Genomic DNA, 20,204 nt, shown 5'->3' on the forward strand with positions numbered 1-20,204 from the left:
TAACATAGCGATGAAATTGGCATCATGTTATAAACATATTATGATTCTTTATAAAAATAGTGATTTAGGAAATAATTATGTCCATTATTGATATTGGTCATGCAGTTCGAGAGGGTGAAGAATTGTATGTAAATGCAATAGAAAATTGGTTGATTGAACAAGATATTGAATTAGTAGGGCCTGTTGAAGTTACACAATATTCTGGTGGAGTATCAAATTGGACATATCGTTTAAAATATCAAAATATAGATTTAATTCTAAGACGTCCTCCTGCTGGAACAAAAACAAAATTAGCATATGATATGTCTCGTGAATATCATATTCAAAAAGCACTAAAAGAGTTTTATCCAACCGTACCTGAAATGGTTGCTTTATGTGAAGATGAATCCGTTCTTGGGTGTCATTTTTATGTTATGAAGCGTATAGAGGGAATTATTCCACGTGCAGACTTACCTAAAGAACTTAATTTTAATGAAATACAAGTCAATAAATTATGTATTAATATGGTTGATAAGTTAATTGAATTACACACTGTTCCATTTCATAGAACTGAGTTGGAAGAATTTGGCAAAGGTGATGGCTATTGTTATAGACAGGTCGATAGTTGGGATCATCGATATGAAAAAGCAAAAACAATTAATGTTCCATCATTTAAATACGTACGTAAATGGTTAAAAGAAAATACGCCTGTTGATTCTAAGATTAGTTTAATTCATAACGATTGGAGATTTGATAATTTAATTTTAGATCCAAGTCATCCAACTAATATTATTGGTGTACTTGATTGGGAAATGGCAACTTTGGGTGATCCATTAATGGATTTAGGTACAGCTTTAGCATATTGGGTTGAAGAAAATGACAGCCCTATATTTAAAGCCACACGTCGTCAACCTACACATCTAAAAGGTATGCTTACACGAGAAGAGGTTGTAAATTACTATTTAGAAAAAACAGGAATGACAACTGAAAATTGGACATTTTATGAAGTTTTTGGAATTTTTAGACTCGCTGTCATTGCACAACAGATTTATTATCGCTTCTACCATAAACAAACAAATAATCCAGCTTTTAAAGATTTTTGGATTATTGTTCATGCTTTACATATACGTGCATTAAAACTTATTGGTGTAAATAAGTTTGAAGCAAATGAAATAGCGCAAAAATATATCGTGAAATTTAAAGAATTAATGCATAAAAGTTAAGAGAGAAATGATGACAACAATTTATTTTATTAGACACGGACAAGCATCTTTTGGTGCTGAAAGTTATGACAAACTCTCTCCTAAAGGTGAAATACAAGCAAAAATACTTGGAGAATATTTACATAAAATTTTAAAAGAAGAGCCATATATTGTTGCTGGCTCAATGCATCGTCATCAACAAACAGCGACCATTTCATTAAATGAATGTTTTCCTCATGCTAAAATTCATACAAATAGCGCATGGAATGAGTTTAATCATCAGCAAGTATTCGCAAAATATGATGAACTCTTCGCTCAGCCACAGGTTTTAAAAAAATTAGTGTCTCAACAAGATGATCCTTATCAATATTTAAGTGATACGTTTGCTCATGCCATTGAACGATGGACATCAAATGAATATTCAGATGAATATGATGAATCGTGGCCTCAATTTAAATTACGTGTAGAAAATGCGTTACAAAATCTGTGCGATGAGTTGACAAAAATAAAACCTCGTTATGCTGTTGTTTATACATCTGGTGGTGTAATTTCTGTTTTAGCTGGAAAAGTATTGGAATTAGACATTCCAAAAACATTCTCACTTACATGGGCAATTGCAAATGCAAGTTTAACGACATGTAGACTTATTCATGATGAACCACAAATCTTAAGCTTAAATGAACATCATTATTTAAAGGTAGAAGATCCTGAATTGCTGACATGGATCTAGATCATTAATAATTTATGAGAACAAGGATGTTGTAATGAATAAAATGATAATAAAAGAACATGAATATAAAGAAAATTTTACTCTATATTTAGAGGTTGTTTAGTCAGCTATTCTATTATTAATGGATTGGCATATCATAAATGATCAATAAACAAGTCCACAAAATAAATTAAATTTGGAACATAATTAGGAATTCTAATGCAACCACTTCCAATGATCGCTCCCGTTACCCATGATCAGGTCATTTCTTATGAGGATTTCATTAAATCTACGGTTACTGATTTAGAGTATGTTGAAATATTTCCTCTGTTGAAATCGAAATTTCATGATTTATTAAATGAAGATATCATTTCATTTAAAATAAATAAAATGCAAAATGTTAAAGTTTTTTATTTACATGCTGATAATGAAATATTAATAAAAAGTTTTAATTTAAATATAATGGATGATATAGAGATATATGAGAAATTTGATGATAAAAATAAACATTTGAATCTATTTTCTGAAATATTTATTCAAGAATCTTATCCATTAAACTGGCAGAATGAAATGTATCCTTACGATATATTTGATGCATTTGATGACAAACAGCAATTTCAGATTAATGTAAGTGATATTGATAGTATTAAGTATTTTGTTGAAACATTTGAAGCAAATATTCCTTATTGGGTGATAGATCAGCTAAATTTATTTAAAAATACTACAATTATGAGTGATCTTATTCAATTTTCTCAAAAAATACATAATGACTTTCTTGAATTAAAGGATAATTATTGTAGTCTAACAACAATAGAGATACTGAAGAGTGAAACAGAAAAATTTGCTGAGCATATTGCTAAGACTGCTGAAAAAAAATTAGTTAAAAATATATTAGATGAAATTTATTGTGAAAACAGTCAGAAATCAGGCTTAAAAAATATTTTATCAGGCTCTGATTTATTCGATTCAGACATGGGCAGTAATCAATATGTCAAAGACTACATTTTTAATAAGGTAAAAACTCATTTTGAAAACATAGAAACTGTAGAGCGCAAGGCTATATTATATATGGACCTTGGAAGTGAATGGTTAGATGAATTAGATTATGAGTGTCCTATAGGGTCGATCTCTGATTTTATTGATGAAGATGATACTCTTAATAAAATTTCAAGAAATATCCTAAAACATCTAATGATAAACAGGTAATGTAAGAGCAGGAATTCAAGTATATTTGAGAATGCCTGTCTAAATTAATACGAATACACAATAAAGTCATATTATAAGTATAGTATTGTAAAAATAATGAATATGTGTATATTTTAATCATATTCTAATATGATTTGAAATTCTAAAATTTTGATGGAATAAAAATGACAAAACAATTTGATGAAATTTCTATAGCAAAAAAATCTCTTGTTTACTTTGAAGGGAAATCAATTAGTCGTGTCATTGAGTTTACAGATGGAAGTAAAAAAACAATAGGGGTGATCTTAGCAACAGATTATCCACTTAAGTTTAAAACACATGTTGTAGAATTAATTGAAATTATATCAGGTAGATGTGAAATTTGGATTGGCGATGATGAGCAAGGGAAAGTTTTAGGAATAGGCGATTGCTTAGAAGTTCCTGCAAATAGCTACTTTAAAATTAAAACTGATGGAATATTGGATTATATTTGTCATCTCATGAAAGAATAACTCGGTTTTACATACTTATTTTTAGTATTCTTACTATTTTCTTCATAATTTAAAATTATCATATGAAAACGATAATCAATATCATAATTGTGGGGATATATGAATAAAGCAATTTTATTTTTAACAACAGTTTTTTTAGCATTCACAACAGTACATGCAGCACCATCTGATAAAAGCGGTCGTCCTGATTTTTCACAGATATGTAAAGGAAAAACTGAAAATACAAAAATTTCAGTGAAAAATAATGATCGAGTGATGACTGGAAGTTGCCAACTTAGATTTATAGCAAATAATCCAGAAAAATTAGAACGTGGTGCTCAACGTCATTCCACAATACAAAATGCATGTAAAGGTAAAGCTAAGGGAGCTTCTGTTTCTGTAAAATATAATGGGCAAAGTATTCCAGGCAAATGTAATGTTACTTTTAAACCTGATATGAAAAAGTAGATACATTATGAACAAAAGCTAAATGTCATTTTAAGATGTTTAGCTTTATAGGCTTTAAAAACTGCTGAATTTGATTCATAAAATTAGAACAAAATGTGATCAATCAATCTAAATATTACGTAATAACCATTCCTTTTTATTTAAAATCCTTTAATGTACAAATGTTCATAAATTCAAGGTTTGTAGCATGTCCATTTCTTCAGAAATGACAGATCAGCAGAAAGTTTCGAAGGTTCGATCTGTAGTGATGAAAGCAGGAGACGATCTACGTGAACGTTATCCTATTCTAAAGCATCAGAACTTTATTGGTGCAAGTATTTTAACACTTGCGCTTTCTGGTATGTTTTTATCTGCATTTGGATATGCGTATGATTATATCCCAGCTTGGGCATGTATCATTTTAGTTGCTTTTTTTGCATCAATTACGCATGAATTAGAACATGATTTAATTCATTATATGTATTTTAAGAAAAAGCCTTGGGCACACCATTTAATGTTGGCTTTAGTTTGGCTTGCTCGTCCTAATACTGTAAATCCATGGGCACGTCGTCGTATGCATTTACATCATCACAAATTTTCTGGATCTGAATCAGATTTAGAAGAGCGTGGTATTAGTAATGGTATGCCTTGGGGTATTCGTCGGGTTCTAGTGATCAGCGATCAATTAATGACGATCTATTTACGTCCATTTCAAATGTACAAAATGATTCGTTTATTTATTGAAAAACAGCCTGAAAAAGATCGTACTAAAGTCGTTTTATCTCAATTATTTGGTTTTATTCCATTAAGCGTTATATATTACGGTTTATGGTATATCTTTGTGATTTATCATGTAGCGAATGGTATTGCACCAATTTTAGGTCAAACCATTAATTGGTCTGCTGGTCTAGTGAAAGCTATTCCTACCATTAATTTTTTAGCAGTAGTTTGGATTATTCCTAACTTTATTCGCTCATTTAGCTTACAGTTTATTAGCTCAAATATGCATTACTATGGCGATATTGATTCACGTGATGTTATTAAGCAAACTCAAGTACTTACACCATGGTGGTTAACACCATTCCAATTGTTTTGTTGTAACTTTGGTTCAACACATGCAATTCATCATTTTGTGGTAAAAGAACCTTTCTATGTACGTCAAATGACAGCAAAAACTGCACATAAGGTCATGAAAGAAGTTGGTGTAAGATTTAATGATGTTGGAACATTTAAACGTGTGAATCGGTGGAATTAAAAAATAAAAAAGCCTGCAAATTTGCAGGCTTTTTTTATGTGATCTTGATTTTTAGCATATAAAAAATTTATTTAAAAAATAATATTCAATTTAGTATTTCTTTAAAATTGAGCGTAGAATCGAGAATTTATAACTCGAACTTCACATGATGTTTTCTTGGGTCTTATTTACACTCATGGCTGCGTTTACTCAAGCATGGCGTAATGCATTTCAAAAACAATTGAGTAGTACTGTAGATTCTTTTGGTGTCACTTTATCACGGTTTATTTTTGCATTTCCATTAGCTCTTATTTATTTGTGGTGGCTATATACAGCAAAACCAATCTCAGAAATTGTTTTTTTTACATCAACATATTGGATCTATATTGTACTTGCAGCATGTGCCCAAATTTTTGCAACTATGCTTATGATTCGTTTATTTCATCAAAAAAATTATGCGATTGGTGTTGGTTTAGCAAAAAGTGAAGCGATTTTAGCTGCAATTTTAGGTGTCACATTTTTTGGAGAATATTTAAGCCCAATTGCTTGGTGTGGTGTGATGCTTGGAGCATTTGCAATCTATCTACTCAGTAAAGGTGGAATTCAAAATAGTAAATTTTCGTGGAATACATTTATTATTGGAATTCTAAGCGGATTATTCTTTGCCATTACTTTGTTATTTGTTCGTGAAGCAACATTACAGCTTGATAATTTACCAACAATCTATCGTGCTGCATGGGTCTTAGTTTGTGTAATTGGACTGCAAAGTATATTGTTATTATTGTATTTAATGAGCTTTAAGCGAAATACAATCGTCAAAATGTGTGAGCGTAAAGGGCTAGTTTTAGCAATTAGTTTCACCAGTTGTCTTGCATCTTTGGGATGGTTTACAGCAATGAGTATGCAAACAGCAGCAATTGTCACGACATTAGGACAAATTGAAATGATTTTTAGTTTATTCATTTCAGCCTTTTTCTTTAAAGAAAAATTGGTAAGAACGGATCATTGGGGATTATTTTGGATAGTAATTGCTGCAATCATTGTAATTTGGGCTTAAATTAAAAAGATAAAAGATGGTAGAAATACCATCTTTTTTATTGTCCTCTATGTCATGCTGAATTTAGTCATGAAAGTAAATTCTCTATAAATCATACTTAAAGCTAAAATAAACATGATTAAAGATAAGCTTTTTAACAAAATACTTTGAATCTTTAAATTCTTCAGTAATTTTTTAAGGCTTACAGATAAAAAGATATATAAACTACCAATTATAAATAAAGTAAATATTGTGATGATAATTAATGAAATAGTCATTTGTTTGACATCAGATGTTCCAAATATTGCAGGAACAATAGCTAAATAAAATGAAATTGTTTTGGGATTGCTTAGTGTGATAAGTAACCCATCTTTATAAGAAAAAATATTTTCACTGATGGTACTGTTATTTTTTATTTGTAGTAAATCTTCTTTAAAAATCCAAAATTGATATGCCAAATATAATAAATAGAAACTTGATAATATGATCAAGTAAAATGAAAAGTGAGGTATAACATCTGTTAATGATGAAATTAAAAAAATAGATAAGGTTAAAAAAAGAAGATCACCTGTAATTAGACCTATTAGCATCATCAGACCATGTTTATAACCTTGTGTAAGTGTTTTAAACATGAGTCCTGTCATTCCTGGACCGGGAAGAATTGCTGCTAAAATTAAAGTTAAAATATATGTAGTGAATTGTGCTAAATTTTCCATATTAAATAATTTAAAATAAATGTTAGATATATTTTTTTATAAATATGAAGGTGAATTTGGTCTATTTTTTCTACATAATGCATAGAAAAGGGTATAAAATTTCTTTTTAAATTATTTTTTAGAATATTTATGCCTATAAATAAAAGAATAGATAAAACAGATGTAAAAATTTTAGAGTTACTACAAAAAGATTCGCGTATTACAACAGCTGAATTATCTGAACAATTAAGCTTGTCAACATCTCCTTGTTGGCGAAGAGTTAAACAGCTTGAAGATACAAATATAATTCAAGGCTATGGTGTAAGGATTGATCGGAAAAAGATTAATTTAGGTGTAATGGTATTTGTTCGAGTATCTATAGATAGTCATAGTGAAAAAGAAGCAAAAAAGTTTGAAGAAGAAGTTACTGCATTAGATTATGTTATCGCGTGTTATAGCATAGGAGGAGATGCCGATTTTTTACTACAAATTGTTTCGCCAGATCTTGATACTTATGCCGAATTTTCAATGTCTATTATTAGAAGATTACCTGGTATAAAAGAAATGCAAAGTATGTTTGTACTAAAAGAAATAAAGCCATTTATGGGCTTTCCAATAAAAAACTTATAATTATTTTTTTATTTCAGATCTAAGTTTAGAAGAATAAAGCTATATTTTGCTAAAAAAGCCCAATAATAAATTGGGCTTTTTAAAAACTTAGGTTCTCAAATGAAGTGCAACAAAGATTAGTTTATTGGAAGGAGGCAAGATAAACTTCCGACTGACTAAAGTTATACTCATCTTATCCAAGAAAAAAGATATCAGATTTATACATTGTTACGTGAAGATTTTTCTAAACGTTATATCGCTTGGAGACTGAATCGTACACCGTTAATCATTTCTAGAGAAATCAAACGTAATCGAGCAAAAATCGGCTGTCAAGTCCGAGTCAGGTATTATGGCAACAACATGGTGTCGTTCTTCAAATGTAATCTAAGTTTTATTTCATGCTGAATTTAGTCATAAAAAGAAATGTTTTGTATAGTTATTAAAACAGTAATTATGTGAATAATTCACATGAGTATTTATGTAAATATATAATAATTTATTGTTCAATCATTTCTAAACTTGGAAATTGAATATAATTTATATTATTGCTTATTTTTACTTTAAGTGATTGTAAAAAAATGTTTTATATTGAGTGTAAATCATATTTTATATGTTATTTTTTATAAAATATAACAATATAATTTAAGAAAATTTTAAATATTATTCATTTATTTATTTTGTTATGATTTAAAAAAATTTATTCACTCAGTAAGAAGAAACACATGTTAAATAAAAAAATTAGTTGCCTTTTAGTACTTGCATCTACTTTAGGTTTTTCAGCAAATATTTTTGCCCAAGAACAAACCATTTCTTTAGGTTATGCTCAATCTAAAGTTCAAGATTTAGGTACTATTCGTGGTGTAAATGCCCAATATCGTTATGAATGGAATGAGCCTGTAAGTGTAATTACATCAATATCATATATGCAAAATAATGTAGATGAAAAATTTACAGATTATGCAGGTGATTATTATGAGCGTAATGCAAAATTAAAAAATTATTCTCTTTTAGCTGGTCCAGCTTATCATTTTAATGAAATGGTTAGTGTATATGGCTTGATTGGTTTAAATCACATTAAAGCAACAGGTGATTATTTGTGGATAAATAATGATGCTCAAAATACAGCTCGTCGCGGATCTATTAGTGAAAGTTCAACAGATTTTGCGTATGGTTTAGGTATGATTGTAAATCCAACAGCTAATATTTCTTTAAATGCTGGATATGAAGGAACTAAGGTGAAATTAGATTCGGAAAAATTTTCGATGAATGGTTTTAATCTTGGTGTTGGATATCGTTTTTAATTAAACTGTATTTTGCTGAAAAAAGCCCAATAAAGAATTGGGCTTTTTTATATTCAAAAAATTAATGAATAAATTTTTGAACAGCTTCATTAAAAATATCGGCTTGTTCGATATTTGAAATATGCGAAGCATTAATTTCAAAAAGTTGTGCATTTTGAATTTTAGATTGAATAAATTTTCCATCTTCAACCGTTGTTACGGGGTCTTGTATCCCAGCTATAACAAGAATAGGAAGATTAATTTTAAAAAGATCTTCTCGAAGATCAGCTTTAGCTAAAGCTAGACAGCAATTTGCATAACCTTCGGCACTGCCAGCTGCTAAGTCATTACTTAAAGATTTCACAATTGCTGTATGCATTTGAATAAAACTTTCGGTAAACCATCGTGTTGCCGCTGTATCTGCAATTGATTGTAAACCCTGATTTTTCACTAAATTTGCACGATCTATCCATGCTTGTTCTCGTCCAATTTTCGCTGCTGTATTACAAACAACTATGTGGGTAAATCTACTTGAATGATGAATCGCAAGCCATTGACCTGTTAAGCCACCCATTGAAATCCCACAAAATGCAGCTTTTTGAATATGTAAATGGTCAAGTAAATGAATAACATCAGCCCCTAATTGTTCAATGCTATAAGGACCTTGAGGTGTAGAAGATTGACCATGTCCACGCGTGTCATAACAAATCACAAAAAAATCTTTTTGAAAAAATTCAATTTGTGACTTCCACATACTGAAATTTGTACCTAAAGAATTTGAAAAGACGATAGCAGGCTTTGCTGCATCACCAAAAGTTTGGTAATTAATTTGTGCATCAAGTGATGTAAATTTTGGCATTGAATCCCTCCAAGCCTCCCAAAAGGGAGGGGAAATATTGAAATAAATAAAGTATTAAACTCGTTCAATAATCAAAGCAATGCCTTGGCCTACACCAATACACATTGAACATAACGCATATTTCCCACCACTTTTTTCAAGTTGATTCAGTGCAGTTGTTACCAATCGTGCTCCCGATGCACCTAGTGGATGACCTAATGCAATTGCTCCACCATTTGGATTTATGCGGACATCATCATCAGCCAAACCTAAATCACGTGTTACCGCTAAAGCTTGTGCTGCAAATGCTTCATTTAGCTCAATGACATCTATTTGTTCTAAGGTTAAACTTGTTTGTGTAAGTAGTTTTTTAATAGCAGGGGCTGGGCCAAATCCCATAATACGAGGTTCAACACCAACAACTGTAGCACCTATAATTTTTGCACGTGGTTTTAAGCCATATTGTGAAATGGCTTTATCTGATGCTATTAATAGTGCGGCTGCACCGTCATTAATTCCTGATGCATTACCAGCTGTTACAGACCCTTCGGCTTTTACAACAGGTTTTAATTTATTTAAACCTTCAAGTGTGGTTGATGCACGTGGATGTTCATCCGTATTGATAACAATCGGTTCACCTTTACGCTGTGGAATGATGACAGGAATAATTTCTTTACTAAAAAAACCATTACTTTGAGCTGTAGCTGTTTTTTGCTGACTATTAAAAGCAAATAAATCTTGATCTGCACGAGAAATATTAAATTGTTCAGCAACGTTTTCTGCTGTTTGTGGCATTGTTTCAACACCATATAGAGCCTTAAGCTCTGGATTGATAAAGCGCCATCCCATTGTGGTATCTTCAAGCTTTTGATTGCGGCCATACACTGTTTCTGATTTTCCCATTACAAATGGTGCACGAGACATGCTTTCTACACCACCAACAATCATTAAATCAGCTTCATCTGCTTTAATCGTACGTGCTGCCATTGCAATTGCATCTAAAGATGAGCCACATAAGCGATTTACAGTTGTTGCAGGAACTTGGTATGGCAAACCTGCAAGTAGAGCAGACATTCTTCCTACGTTGCGATTGTCTTCACCTGCTTGATTAGCACAGCCATAGATTACATCATCAACTTTTTTCCAATCGATATTAGGATGACGTTCCATTAATGCTTTAATAGGCAATGCACCTAAGTCATCGGTACGAATAGAGGCTAATCCACCTGCATAACGACCAAATGGGGTGCGAATAGCATCAATAATATAGGCATTTTTCATTTTAAATCCTTGTTCATAAATTCCTTCCTTTTTTAGGGAGGCTTGGAGGGATTTAAAGGAAGTTAATTTTTAACATTAATCCTCCCTAAATCCCTCCTTTAATAAAGGAGAGATTTTCTGCTTTAAGTGATCGCATTAATCAGTGTTGCACCTGTCATCGACTGCAACTCTTCAAATGATAAACCTTCAACTTTTTCAATTAATTTCAACCCTTCAGGGGTCACATCAATAACGCATAAATCGGTATAGATTCGATCTACACATTTCAACCCTGTAGCAGGATAGCTTAGTTCTTTGACAATTTTAGGTTCACCTTTTTTAGTGACATGATCTGTGGTGATAAAGACTTTTTTAGCACCAACAGCTAAATCCATTGCACCGCCTACAGCAGGAATAGCATCAGGTGCACCCGTATGCCAATTCGCTAAGTCACCATTTTCTGCAATTTGAAAAGCACCTAAAACAGCGATATCTAAATGACCGCCTCGCATCATGGCAAATGAGTCTCCATGATGGAAAAATGAACCACCTGTGAGCATGGTGACAAATTCTTTTCCTGCATTAATCAGTTCAGGATCACGATCTTCTTCGGCAGGTGGTGGACCAAATGCCAATAAGCCATTTTCAGAATGTAAAAATACATCTTTGTCTGATGGTAAATAACTCGAAATTTTAGTTGGTAAACCAATGCCTAAATTAACATAAGCACCATCTGGAATATCTTGTGCAACACGTTGGGCAATTTGGTCACGGCTTAATTTGCTATAGCTCATTTTATTTCTCCGATTCCTTATTGTGCTGGTTGTACTTGAACAACATGTTGAACAAAAATCCCAGGAGTAATGATATGTTCAGGATCAAGTGCACCTAATTCGACAACTTCACTCACTTGGGCAATTGTGACATCTGCTGCCATTGCCATAATTGGACCAAAATTACGTGCAGATTTTCGGTAGATAAGATTCCCCCAACGATCTCCCTGATAAGCTTTAATAAGTGCAAAGTCAGCTTTAATTGGGTTTTCTAAGACAAAGTCTTTGCCTTCGTAATGAAGCGTTGGTTTGCCTTCTGCGAGTAAAGTTCCAAAACCTGTTGGAGTATAAATAGGTCCAAGTCCCATACCTGCGGCTTGAATGCGACAAGCTAAATTCCCTTGAGGAACAAGTTCTAATTCAATTTTTCCATCACGATAAAGTTCATCAAAAATATAAGAATCAGATTGACGAGGAAATGAACAAATAATTTTACGGACAGCACCTGTTTTTAGCAGTGTAGCAAGCCCATAATCACCATTTCCAGCATTGTTATTGACGATGATAAGATCTTTTACACCAAGTTCAATTAAACCATCAATGAGTTCAGCAGGCTGGCCTGCCGTACCAAAACCACCAATCATAATGGTTGAACCATCTTTAATTTTTGAGAGGACTTCCATCATTGAAGATGAACTTTTATTAATCATAATTTAACCTACGAGATGCTGTTGAATATAAAAATAGGGTAGATAACTAGGTTGTTTTTGCACTTGGATCTGCTTTTTTGCTTAAGATGATGTGTGCAATAATTCCAATACAAATTCCCCAGAAAACAGAACTTAGTCCTAAAAAATGCATGCCTGAAGCAGTGGCTAAGAAAGTAATAAGTGCAGATTCACGATGAGCTTCATTTTTCATTGCAACGGAAATATTGGTTGCAATCGCACCTAATAAGGCTAAACCAGCTAAAGCAGCGACTAACTCTTTAGGAAGCAAACTAAATAGCATGACAATACTGCCTGCAAACAAACCACCTAAAATATAGAAAATGCCATTTGCAATACCTGCGATATAACGCTTTTCTTTAAGCTCATGGGCATCTTTTCCCATGCATAAAGCCGCAGTAATTGAAGCAAGTACAATGGTGATTCCACCAACACATGCGACACAAAGTGACGCAATGCTCGTTGTTGCAATAATTGGTTTAGCTGGGGTGTTATAGCCACTTAATTTCATAATTGCCATGCCCGGTAAAAACTGTCCTGTTAGGCTGACTAAAATTAAGGGAATGGCTAAATTTAGAGTTGAATTCCATGTCCAATCAGGTGCGATAAATGTCGGCACTGCAAAATGAAAATTAAACTCAACAGGATTTATTTTTCCTAGAATAAGACTGAGTAATACGCCTGAAAGTAATACACATACCATGGCATAACGGGGGCTGTATCTTTTTGCTAATAAAAAAACCAATAACATGCCAAAAACAATCATTGGCATACTGTCCGTTGCTACAAAAAGACCTAAACCGAATTGGAATAGAATGCCTGCCATCATACCTGCGGCAATATCTTGAGGAATCCATTGCAGTAATTTGTCAAAATAACCTGTAATTCCAATTAAAAAGATAACAATTGCAGATGTAATATAGGCTGCAACAGCTTCATTTAAAGAAATGTCAGGAAATAATGTGACCAATAAAGCCGTTCCTGGTGCAGACCAAGCTGTAATTACAGGTGTTTTATATTTGATAGATAAATAAATACCTGCGGCAGCAGCACCAAGTGAAATTCCCCAAATCCAAGAAATCATCATTTCCGTTGAAACTTGTGCTTTTTGAGCAGCTTGGAAAAAGATAATTAAAGGTCCAGAATAGGAAATAAGTACGGCTAAAAAACCTGCAACAGTTGCAGATATTGACCAATCATCTTTTAGGGTTTTGAACAGGTGTGCCATTGGTGAGCCTCCATGCAATTGCAATGATCCTGTTTATTTTTAGATGATCAAGTTAACCTTGATCACCACCACCAACTGGAATTACCGTACCCGTCATATAAGAAGATTCATCTGAAGCAAGGAATAAAATGGCATTCACTTGTTCTTGAATAGTGCCGTAACGTCCAAGGAATGTACGATCAATTGTTTGATCGACAACTTCTTGCATCCATGTTTCTTCATGTTCAGATAATGGATTGGCATTACGAGGAATCATTCTTGGTGGGGCTTCAGTTCCGCCTGTTGCAACAGCATTTACACGTATTCCATCTTGCGCATGTTCAAAAGCCAAAGATGCTGTTAAAGCATTTACACCGCCTTTTGAAGCAGAATAAGGAATGCGGTTAATACCACGTGTTGCAATTGAAGATACGTTTACAATCGTTCCTTTTTGCTGCTGAATCATTTGTGGTAAAACTGCACGACAGCACCAAAGTGTTGGAAATAGAGAGCGATTTACTTCCTTAAGAATTTCTGTTTCTGAAAACTCTTGGAAGGGTTTCATCCAAATTGCACCGCCCACGTTATTAATTAAAACGTCAACTTTTCCATAATGTTTAATTGTTGCTGTAACTACAGATTCTGCACCAGTAAATGTTTCTAAATTTGCTTTAACAACAATTGCATTACCTTGATGCTCTTTAATTTCTGCACATGTTTCTTGTACATAATCTGAAATATCAGCAAGGACAACTTGAGCACCTTCTTTAGCAATTTGTAATGCAACGCCTTTGCCAATTCCTTGTGCTGCACCTGTCACAATAACAACTTTATTTAAAAATCTTTGTGGATTTGTCATGATTTTCTCCACTTAATTCGCAGAGAATTTTTCAAATAAGAAATTAGCAGGTTTAATTCCTTCTTGATCTAGCCATGAACGTACGGCATCAACCATGGGTACAGGACCACATAGATAAATATCGACATTACCGTTATTAAGCCATTCATTTTCAATATGAGCGGTCACATAACCTTTACGTTCATGTGTTGAATCTGGGTGAGCAACAACAGTTCTATAATCAAACCAATCTAGTTTATTTTTTAATTCTTCAAGTTTTTCAATTGCAACTAAATCAAAATCATTGGTTACACCAAAAACGAGATGAACAGGGTGTTCAGAACCTTTTTCTTCCAAAACTTGAAGCATAGAAAGGAATGGAGCAATACCTGTACCACCTGCAAGCATTAATACTGGGCGTACAACATTACGTAAATAAAAACTACCAAATGGACCTGTAAATGTCATTTTGTCGCCAGCATTGGCTTGAACACTTAAAAATTCACTCATTTTTCCATTAGGTACATTACGCACAACAAAACCTGTTAAGCGATTTCCTGGTTTAGAGCTAAAAGAATATGAACGTGTTTCATTGCTATTTGGCAAAGCGACATTGACATATTGACCTGCTAAGAAATGAATTTCAGGCTGATCATCATCTAATTGAATTTCAAAAGTAATAGTAGAGTCAGATAAGTTTTCTACACGAGATAATGAACCTTGAAATTGATGAATTTCTGTTTTACATACATCAGATGAAGCTTGGATTTGAAATACTGCATCTGAAGTCGGCTTACATTGGCATGCTAAAATATAGCCTTGTTCAGCTTCTTCTGGTGTTAATGCATCTTCAATATATGTTTCTTCAGGCATATCAAAACTACCAGATTCACAAAATGCACGGCATGTACCACAAGCACCATCACGGCAATCTAGTGGAATATTGATTTTTTGGCGATATGCAGCATCAGATAAGGTTTCACCCTGATTCACATGAATAAAACGTGTAACACCATCTTCAAATTGAAGCGCAATATTGTGACTCGACATAGCCTAAATCCTTTTAAAATCTTTTATCTTTGCCTTTTCGATTTCAAAAAAATCGAAAAGGGCTTTGAGTATTTGTATTAAACTTATAAGTAGTTTTTATAAGTGATAAATATCAATCACTTGGTTGATGTAGTCATTTTTTAGAACTACATATTTACTTAAAATTTGTGGCTGTTCTTCTGAAAAATCAATTTCATAACGAGACATACCAAAGTAGCTATAATTGGTTTTGTAGCGAAAACTCAAGGTATTCCAATTAAAACGTAAGGTAACGATATTGCCTTTACGTTCTAATACTTCAATATTGCTAATATTGTGGCTAGTGCGTGTATCAGGCATTGTTGCAGATGAACGCTCCGTTTTAATACGGAATACACGGTCTTCTAAACCTTGACGATCTGGATAATAAATTAATGAAATTTCAGATTGAGGATCTTCCGTTAAGCGATCATCATCATCCCAAGCGGGCATCCAAAAAGAAGCAGTAGGGGCATAACAAGTTAGCCATTCATCCCACTGTTCATCATCAAGTAGACGTGCTTCTTTATATAGAAATTGACTAATATTCTCGATGGATGTTTTATCAATTAAATTTGCTGTCGCATTCATGCTACTTCTCCTTGCTTTTTCGCCACATTTTCTGCAAGTTCTTTTTCAGCTGCGATGGCAAGTTTCATCACTTCAAGCCAATGTTGATGCTGTGCTAAATACAAACCTTCATCTTCAGTTTTAATTCCTGAAAGTTTTGGTTTTAAATCAATTTCATTGGCAGCATCGTCTGGACCTTGAATCCAATGTTTTGCACCACGGCACATATCGTTCCATTCAAGCTCAATTCCTGCATAACCCGCTTGGCATGCACGGAATTCTTCAAGATCGTCAGGTGTTGCCATGCCAGAAGCATTGAAGAAATCTTCATATTGGCGAATACGGCGAGTACGTACTTCTGGTTCTTCTCCAACTGGAGCAATGCAGTAAATCGTAACTTCAGTTCTATCGACTGAAATAGGACGTAATACACGAATTTGTGAACCAAATTGATCCATTAAATACACGTTAGGATATAAGCATAAATTACGTGAACGTTCGATCATCCATTTAGACATAGCTGCACCGAATTTTTCGGTATATTCGTCTGCTTTAGGGAAGTTTGGACGATCTTCAGGGTTTGCCCATTGTGTCCACAACAACATGTGACCATTGTCAAAACCGTATGAACCACCACCTTGTTTACCCCAAGATCCTGCACTCATGGCACGGATATTATCGGCAGCTTGTTTTTCTTTACGTTGTTGGGTGGTTGCTGCATAGTTCCAATGCACAGCAGAAACGTGATAACCATCTGCACCATTTTCAGCAGTAAGTTTCCAGTTACCTTCATAGGTATAGGTAGATGAACCACGTAAAACTTCTAAACCTTGTTCAGATTGACCCACAATCATGTCAATAATTTTGGTGGTTTCACCTAAATATTCTTCAAGCGGTAATACATTTGGATTTAAACTTCCAAAAAGGAAACCTTTATAATTTTCAAAACGTGCTACTTTCTTTAGATCATGTGAACCATCTTGGTTAAAGCAGTCTGAATATCCTGCATCACTTGGATCTTTAACTTTAAGTAATTTTCCAGAGTTATTAAATGTCCAACCATGGAAAGGACAGGTATATGTTGCTTTATTGCCGCGTTTGTAACGACAAAGTTGTGCTCCACGATGTGAACACGCATTAATCATGGCATTGAGTTCGCCTTGACGGTTGCGTGCAATAATAATCGGCTGACGACCAATATGTATTGTGTAGTAATCGTTATTATTTGGAATTTGGCTTTCATGTGCCAAGTACACCCAATTACCTTCGAAGATATATTTCATTTCTAGGTCAAAAAGGGCTTGATCTGTAAATACTGAACGATGAAGCTTAAATTCACCTGTCTCAAAATTATCTACAAGTAGTTCATCAATACGATCGAGGTGGCTGGTGTTAATTACAGGAATACGTGGCATGTCCGTTCTCCGACTTTCCAAATTGAGGTAAGTCCCCGAGATATCAAATATTTGACATCTCGGTTCCATCATTATCATTTAACGATTAAGCGCTTGCGCGACGACGTTCAACTTCTGTTGAAGGAGCACCAGTTTGATCTTTCACCAATTCAATATTGAATTGAATATGCTTGAATGGACCACTTAAACCATGGCGAGCAATTTCAGCTTCATCTGTTACATCTACAGCGGTAGCAACTAAGCCATCGCGTGTTGCAAATGCGAAGTCATCCCATAAATATTGATCACCCTCAATATTGAATTGAGTTGTTAATTTGCGATATCCAGGTGCAGTCACAAAGTAATGTACGTGTGATGGACGGTTGCCATGACGACCTAATTTATCAAGTACAAACTGTGTTGTACCTTCGGGTGGACAACCGTAACCAACAGGCATTGTAGTTAATGCAACATATTGACCATTTGGATCACTGAAAATTGAGCGACGTAAATTAAAATCAGATTGAGATTTATCAAAGAAAGAATAGTTACCTAGGCTGTTTGCATGCCAAATTTCAACTTTTGCATTTTCAACCACTTTGCCATCTGTATCTGTTACCGTACCTTCAATAATTAAAGTCGGAATTTTGTCTGATTCAGAACCATCATCCATACGTGCAAAACCAACAGATTCAGGTGCACCCGCAACATAAAGTGGACCTTCAATAGTACGTGGTGTGCCGCCTGTAATACCTGCTTTGGCATCAGCTTCATCTGCACGTAAATCTAGATAGTGTTCTAAACCTAGTCCAGCAGCCAATAAACCAAGTTCATTGGCTTGACCAGCATCTGTTACATACTCTAAGCCTTTCCATAATTCAGACTGAGAAATATCTAAATCTTCAATGGCTTCAAATAAGTCACCTAAAAGGCGAACAATAATTTCTTGTACGCGTACATCAACTGGACCAGTGGCAGTATCCACGTTCATTTTTTTTACTAAAGCATCAATTTCCTGACGGTTCATACTTTTACTCCTTAAGTATGTATTCTTATGCAGCATGACCATTTAGCTATTATTGGCTGGCTAAAACGCTGGCTGGCCACATTCCTTGTTTATTTATAAAGAGAGAGATTCGGTTAAATTAACGATCATCATCACGAATAGACGAGGGATGTCTATTCAACGCAGTAACAGTAATATTCATGTATGGATATAACGGAAGCCCTTGCAAAATATTGTGTAGTTCTTCATTACTTTCCACATCAAAAATACTAATGTTGGAATATTGGCCTGTAATACGCCAAATATGACGCCATTTACCTTGGCGCTGTAAATCTTGTGAATAAGCCTTTTCAACAGCTTTAATTTCATTTGCCTTTTCAACAGGCATATCTAAAGGAATATGAACATCCATTTTGACTTGAAATAACATAGGTGTTTCCTTACTTATCGAATACGAAATTGATCTAATTTGTTTTCATCTAGTTGAATGCCTAAACCTGCTGAATGAGGGATAACCAATTCAAAATTTTCATATTGCAATGGTGTTTTTAGGATTTCTTCGGTGAGTAACAATGGACCAAATAATTCTGTGCCATAGGCAAGTGTTTCAAAGGTGGAAAAGGTATGTGCTGAAGCAATTGTGCCCACAGGACCTTCAAGCATGGTTCCACCATACAGATCAATTCCTGCTAATTTTGCGACTGTATTAACTTCAGTTGCTTCAATAAGCCCACCAGATTGAGCCACTTTTACAGCAAATACTGAAGCTGCATTTCTTTTTGCTAAGTGATACGCCGTATTTGGACCCATTAAAGATTCATCTGCCATAATGGCAATATCAAATTTACGGGTTAAGCGTTCCATTGCATCAATATTGTCAATTGCACAAGGCTGTTCAATTAAATCAATACCGCCATCTTGTAATGCTTGAATACCTTTAATCGCATCTAACTCTGACCAAGCACGGTTAACATCTACACGTATAGAAATGTCTTTACCCAGTGCTTTTTTAATTGCAAGAACATGCTCAACATCTTCTTCAATTTTGCGTGAGCCAATTTTAAGTTTAAAAATATTGTGACGTTTACGAGCAATCATTTCTTTTGCTTCAGCAATATCTTTTTCAGTATTACCTGATGCTAAAACCCAAAGTACAGGAATAGAATCTCTTAAACGACCACCTAATACTTCACTTAAAGGAAGGTTTAAACGTTGCGCTTCAATATCAAGTAAAGCTGTTTGTATGGCGCATTTAGCAAAACGATTTCCGTTAATATTCTTTTTTAAGGTATTTGAAATAGACGATACATTGCCTTTGGTTTGTTGCAGTAAAGGTGCAAAATAAGTTTCAATATTGGTTTTAATGCTTTCAGGGCTTTCTTCGCCATATCCTAAGCCACCAATTGTGGTTGCTTCACCCCAGCCAACAAAACCATCTTGAGTTGTAATTTTCACAAGAACTAAGGTTTGTGTTTGCATAGTTGCCACAGCCATCTTATGTGGGCGAATTGTCGGTATTTCGACAAGTAATGTCTCAATCTTACTGTACATTTTAAACCTTCTGTTCTTGCCATAACCTCACTGTTTGATATACCTTAAAAGAATAATATTTGGCTGTCGAAGACCAAATTTGCATTTTAATATATCTTAAAGGT

22 protein-coding genes and 1 pseudogene are annotated in these 20,204 nt (G+C 33.9%); 10 read left to right on the forward strand and 13 right to left on the reverse strand.

Going from position 1 to position 20,204, the window contains the following annotated elements:
* The first annotated feature begins 77 nt into the window (after positions 1-77).
* The 7 genes from AOY20_RS11210 (at position 78) to AOY20_RS11240 (ending at position 6,304) form a co-directional block, all read left to right on the forward strand.
* Positions 78-1,202, forward strand: coding sequence for a phosphotransferase family protein (locus AOY20_RS11210; RefSeq protein ID WP_054581940.1), 1,125 nt, complete (start codon positions 78-80; stop codon positions 1,200-1,202).
* A gap of 10 nt (positions 1,203-1,212) precedes the next feature.
* On the forward strand, positions 1,213-1,911 hold the full coding sequence (locus AOY20_RS11215; protein WP_054581941.1) for a histidine phosphatase family protein: 699 nt from the start codon (positions 1,213-1,215) through the stop codon (positions 1,909-1,911).
* A 198-nt stretch (positions 1,912-2,109) separates the two neighbouring features.
* Positions 2,110-3,096 carry a hypothetical protein gene (locus AOY20_RS11220; protein WP_054581942.1) on the forward strand — a complete coding sequence of 329 codons (987 nt, stop codon included), beginning with the start codon at positions 2,110-2,112 and terminating at the stop codon, positions 3,094-3,096.
* Between the two features lie 164 nt (positions 3,097-3,260).
* Positions 3,261-3,587, forward strand: a complete 327-nt coding sequence (locus AOY20_RS11225; protein WP_054581943.1) for a pyrimidine/purine nucleoside phosphorylase — start codon at positions 3,261-3,263, stop codon at positions 3,585-3,587.
* Between the two features lie 99 nt (positions 3,588-3,686).
* A complete protein-coding gene (locus AOY20_RS11230) occupies positions 3,687-4,034 on the forward strand; it encodes a hypothetical protein (protein ID WP_054581944.1) in 348 nt (115 codons plus the stop codon).
* A 187-nt stretch (positions 4,035-4,221) separates the two neighbouring features.
* Positions 4,222-5,268, forward strand: a complete 1,047-nt coding sequence (locus AOY20_RS11235) for a fatty acid desaturase (protein WP_054581945.1) — start codon at positions 4,222-4,224, stop codon at positions 5,266-5,268.
* 145 nt (positions 5,269-5,413) lie between these two features.
* The gene (locus AOY20_RS11240) at positions 5,414-6,304 is read left to right on the forward strand and encodes a DMT family transporter (RefSeq protein WP_054581946.1); all 891 of its coding nucleotides are present in this window, start codon (positions 5,414-5,416) and stop codon (positions 6,302-6,304) included.
* Between the two features lie 47 nt (positions 6,305-6,351).
* Here the strand turns inward: AOY20_RS11240 and AOY20_RS11245 are convergent, their stop codons facing one another.
* Positions 6,352-6,999 carry a LysE family translocator gene (locus tag AOY20_RS11245; protein WP_054581947.1) on the reverse strand — a complete coding sequence of 216 codons (648 nt, stop codon included), beginning with the start codon at positions 6,997-6,999 and terminating at the stop codon, positions 6,352-6,354.
* 129 nt (positions 7,000-7,128) lie between these two features.
* On the opposite strand from AOY20_RS11245, the gene AOY20_RS11250 reads away from it, so the two are divergent.
* The 3 genes and pseudogenes from AOY20_RS11250 (at position 7,129) to AOY20_RS11255 (ending at position 8,888) form a co-directional block, all read left to right on the forward strand.
* Positions 7,129-7,608 carry an Lrp/AsnC family transcriptional regulator gene (locus AOY20_RS11250; protein WP_054581948.1) on the forward strand — a complete coding sequence of 160 codons (480 nt, stop codon included), beginning with the start codon at positions 7,129-7,131 and terminating at the stop codon, positions 7,606-7,608.
* A 171-nt stretch (positions 7,609-7,779) separates the two neighbouring features.
* Positions 7,780-7,992, forward strand: a pseudogene (locus tag AOY20_RS15170) (helix-turn-helix domain-containing protein); the annotation flags it as partial.
* A gap of 317 nt (positions 7,993-8,309) precedes the next feature.
* Complete coding sequence (locus tag AOY20_RS11255) at positions 8,310-8,888, forward strand: Ail/Lom family outer membrane beta-barrel protein (RefSeq protein ID WP_081403394.1); 579 nt, start codon at positions 8,310-8,312, stop codon at positions 8,886-8,888.
* A gap of 61 nt (positions 8,889-8,949) precedes the next feature.
* Here AOY20_RS11255 and pcaD read toward each other — a convergent pair whose 3' ends face one another.
* The 12 genes from pcaD to AOY20_RS11315 form a co-directional block, all read right to left on the reverse strand.
* Complete coding sequence (pcaD, locus tag AOY20_RS11260) at positions 8,950-9,726, reverse strand: 3-oxoadipate enol-lactonase (RefSeq protein ID WP_054581949.1); 777 nt, start codon at positions 9,724-9,726, stop codon at positions 8,950-8,952.
* A gap of 54 nt (positions 9,727-9,780) precedes the next feature.
* Positions 9,781-10,986, reverse strand: coding sequence for a 3-oxoadipyl-CoA thiolase (pcaF, locus tag AOY20_RS11265; RefSeq protein WP_054581228.1), 1,206 nt, complete (start codon positions 10,984-10,986; stop codon positions 9,781-9,783).
* Positions 10,987-11,108: 122 nt separating this feature from the next.
* Complete coding sequence (locus AOY20_RS11270; protein WP_054581227.1) at positions 11,109-11,759, reverse strand: 3-oxoacid CoA-transferase subunit B; 651 nt, start codon at positions 11,757-11,759, stop codon at positions 11,109-11,111.
* Positions 11,760-11,776: 17 nt separating this feature from the next.
* Entirely contained in the window at positions 11,777-12,448 is a 672-nt protein-coding gene (locus AOY20_RS11275) for a 3-oxoacid CoA-transferase subunit A (RefSeq protein WP_054581950.1), read from the reverse strand.
* 46 nt (positions 12,449-12,494) lie between these two features.
* Complete coding sequence (benE, locus tag AOY20_RS11280) at positions 12,495-13,694, reverse strand: benzoate/H(+) symporter BenE (RefSeq protein ID WP_054581951.1); 1,200 nt, start codon at positions 13,692-13,694, stop codon at positions 12,495-12,497.
* 52 nt (positions 13,695-13,746) lie between these two features.
* Positions 13,747-14,532 (reverse strand): benzoate diol dehydrogenase BenD, encoded by a 786-nt coding sequence (benD, locus tag AOY20_RS11285; RefSeq protein ID WP_054581952.1) that lies wholly within the window; start codon positions 14,530-14,532, stop codon positions 13,747-13,749.
* Positions 14,533-14,544: 12 nt separating this feature from the next.
* The gene (benC, locus tag AOY20_RS11290) at positions 14,545-15,561 is read right to left on the reverse strand and encodes a benzoate 1,2-dioxygenase electron transfer component BenC (RefSeq protein WP_054581953.1); all 1,017 of its coding nucleotides are present in this window, start codon (positions 15,559-15,561) and stop codon (positions 14,545-14,547) included.
* A 96-nt stretch (positions 15,562-15,657) separates the two neighbouring features.
* Positions 15,658-16,170: a benzoate 1,2-dioxygenase small subunit gene (gene benB / locus AOY20_RS11295; protein ID WP_054581954.1), complete on the reverse strand. Its 513-nt coding sequence runs from the start codon at positions 16,168-16,170 to the stop codon at positions 15,658-15,660.
* Positions 16,167-17,564 carry a benzoate 1,2-dioxygenase large subunit gene (benA, locus tag AOY20_RS11300; RefSeq protein WP_054581955.1) on the reverse strand — a complete coding sequence of 466 codons (1,398 nt, stop codon included), beginning with the start codon at positions 17,562-17,564 and terminating at the stop codon, positions 16,167-16,169. The genes benB and benA overlap by 4 nt, the downstream gene beginning before the upstream one ends.
* An 85-nt stretch (positions 17,565-17,649) precedes the next feature.
* Complete coding sequence (gene catA / locus AOY20_RS11305; protein WP_054581956.1) at positions 17,650-18,570, reverse strand: catechol 1,2-dioxygenase; 921 nt, start codon at positions 18,568-18,570, stop codon at positions 17,650-17,652.
* Positions 18,571-18,688: 118 nt separating this feature from the next.
* Complete coding sequence (gene catC / locus AOY20_RS11310) at positions 18,689-18,979, reverse strand: muconolactone Delta-isomerase (RefSeq protein ID WP_054581957.1); 291 nt, start codon at positions 18,977-18,979, stop codon at positions 18,689-18,691.
* 14 nt (positions 18,980-18,993) lie between these two features.
* Entirely contained in the window at positions 18,994-20,100 is a 1,107-nt protein-coding gene (locus AOY20_RS11315) for a muconate/chloromuconate family cycloisomerase (protein WP_054581958.1), read from the reverse strand.
* Positions 20,101-20,204: the final 104 nt, after the last annotated feature.

This window comes from Acinetobacter equi, assembly GCF_001307195.1.
Taxonomy (GTDB): Bacteria; Pseudomonadota; Gammaproteobacteria; order Pseudomonadales; family Moraxellaceae; genus Acinetobacter; species Acinetobacter equi.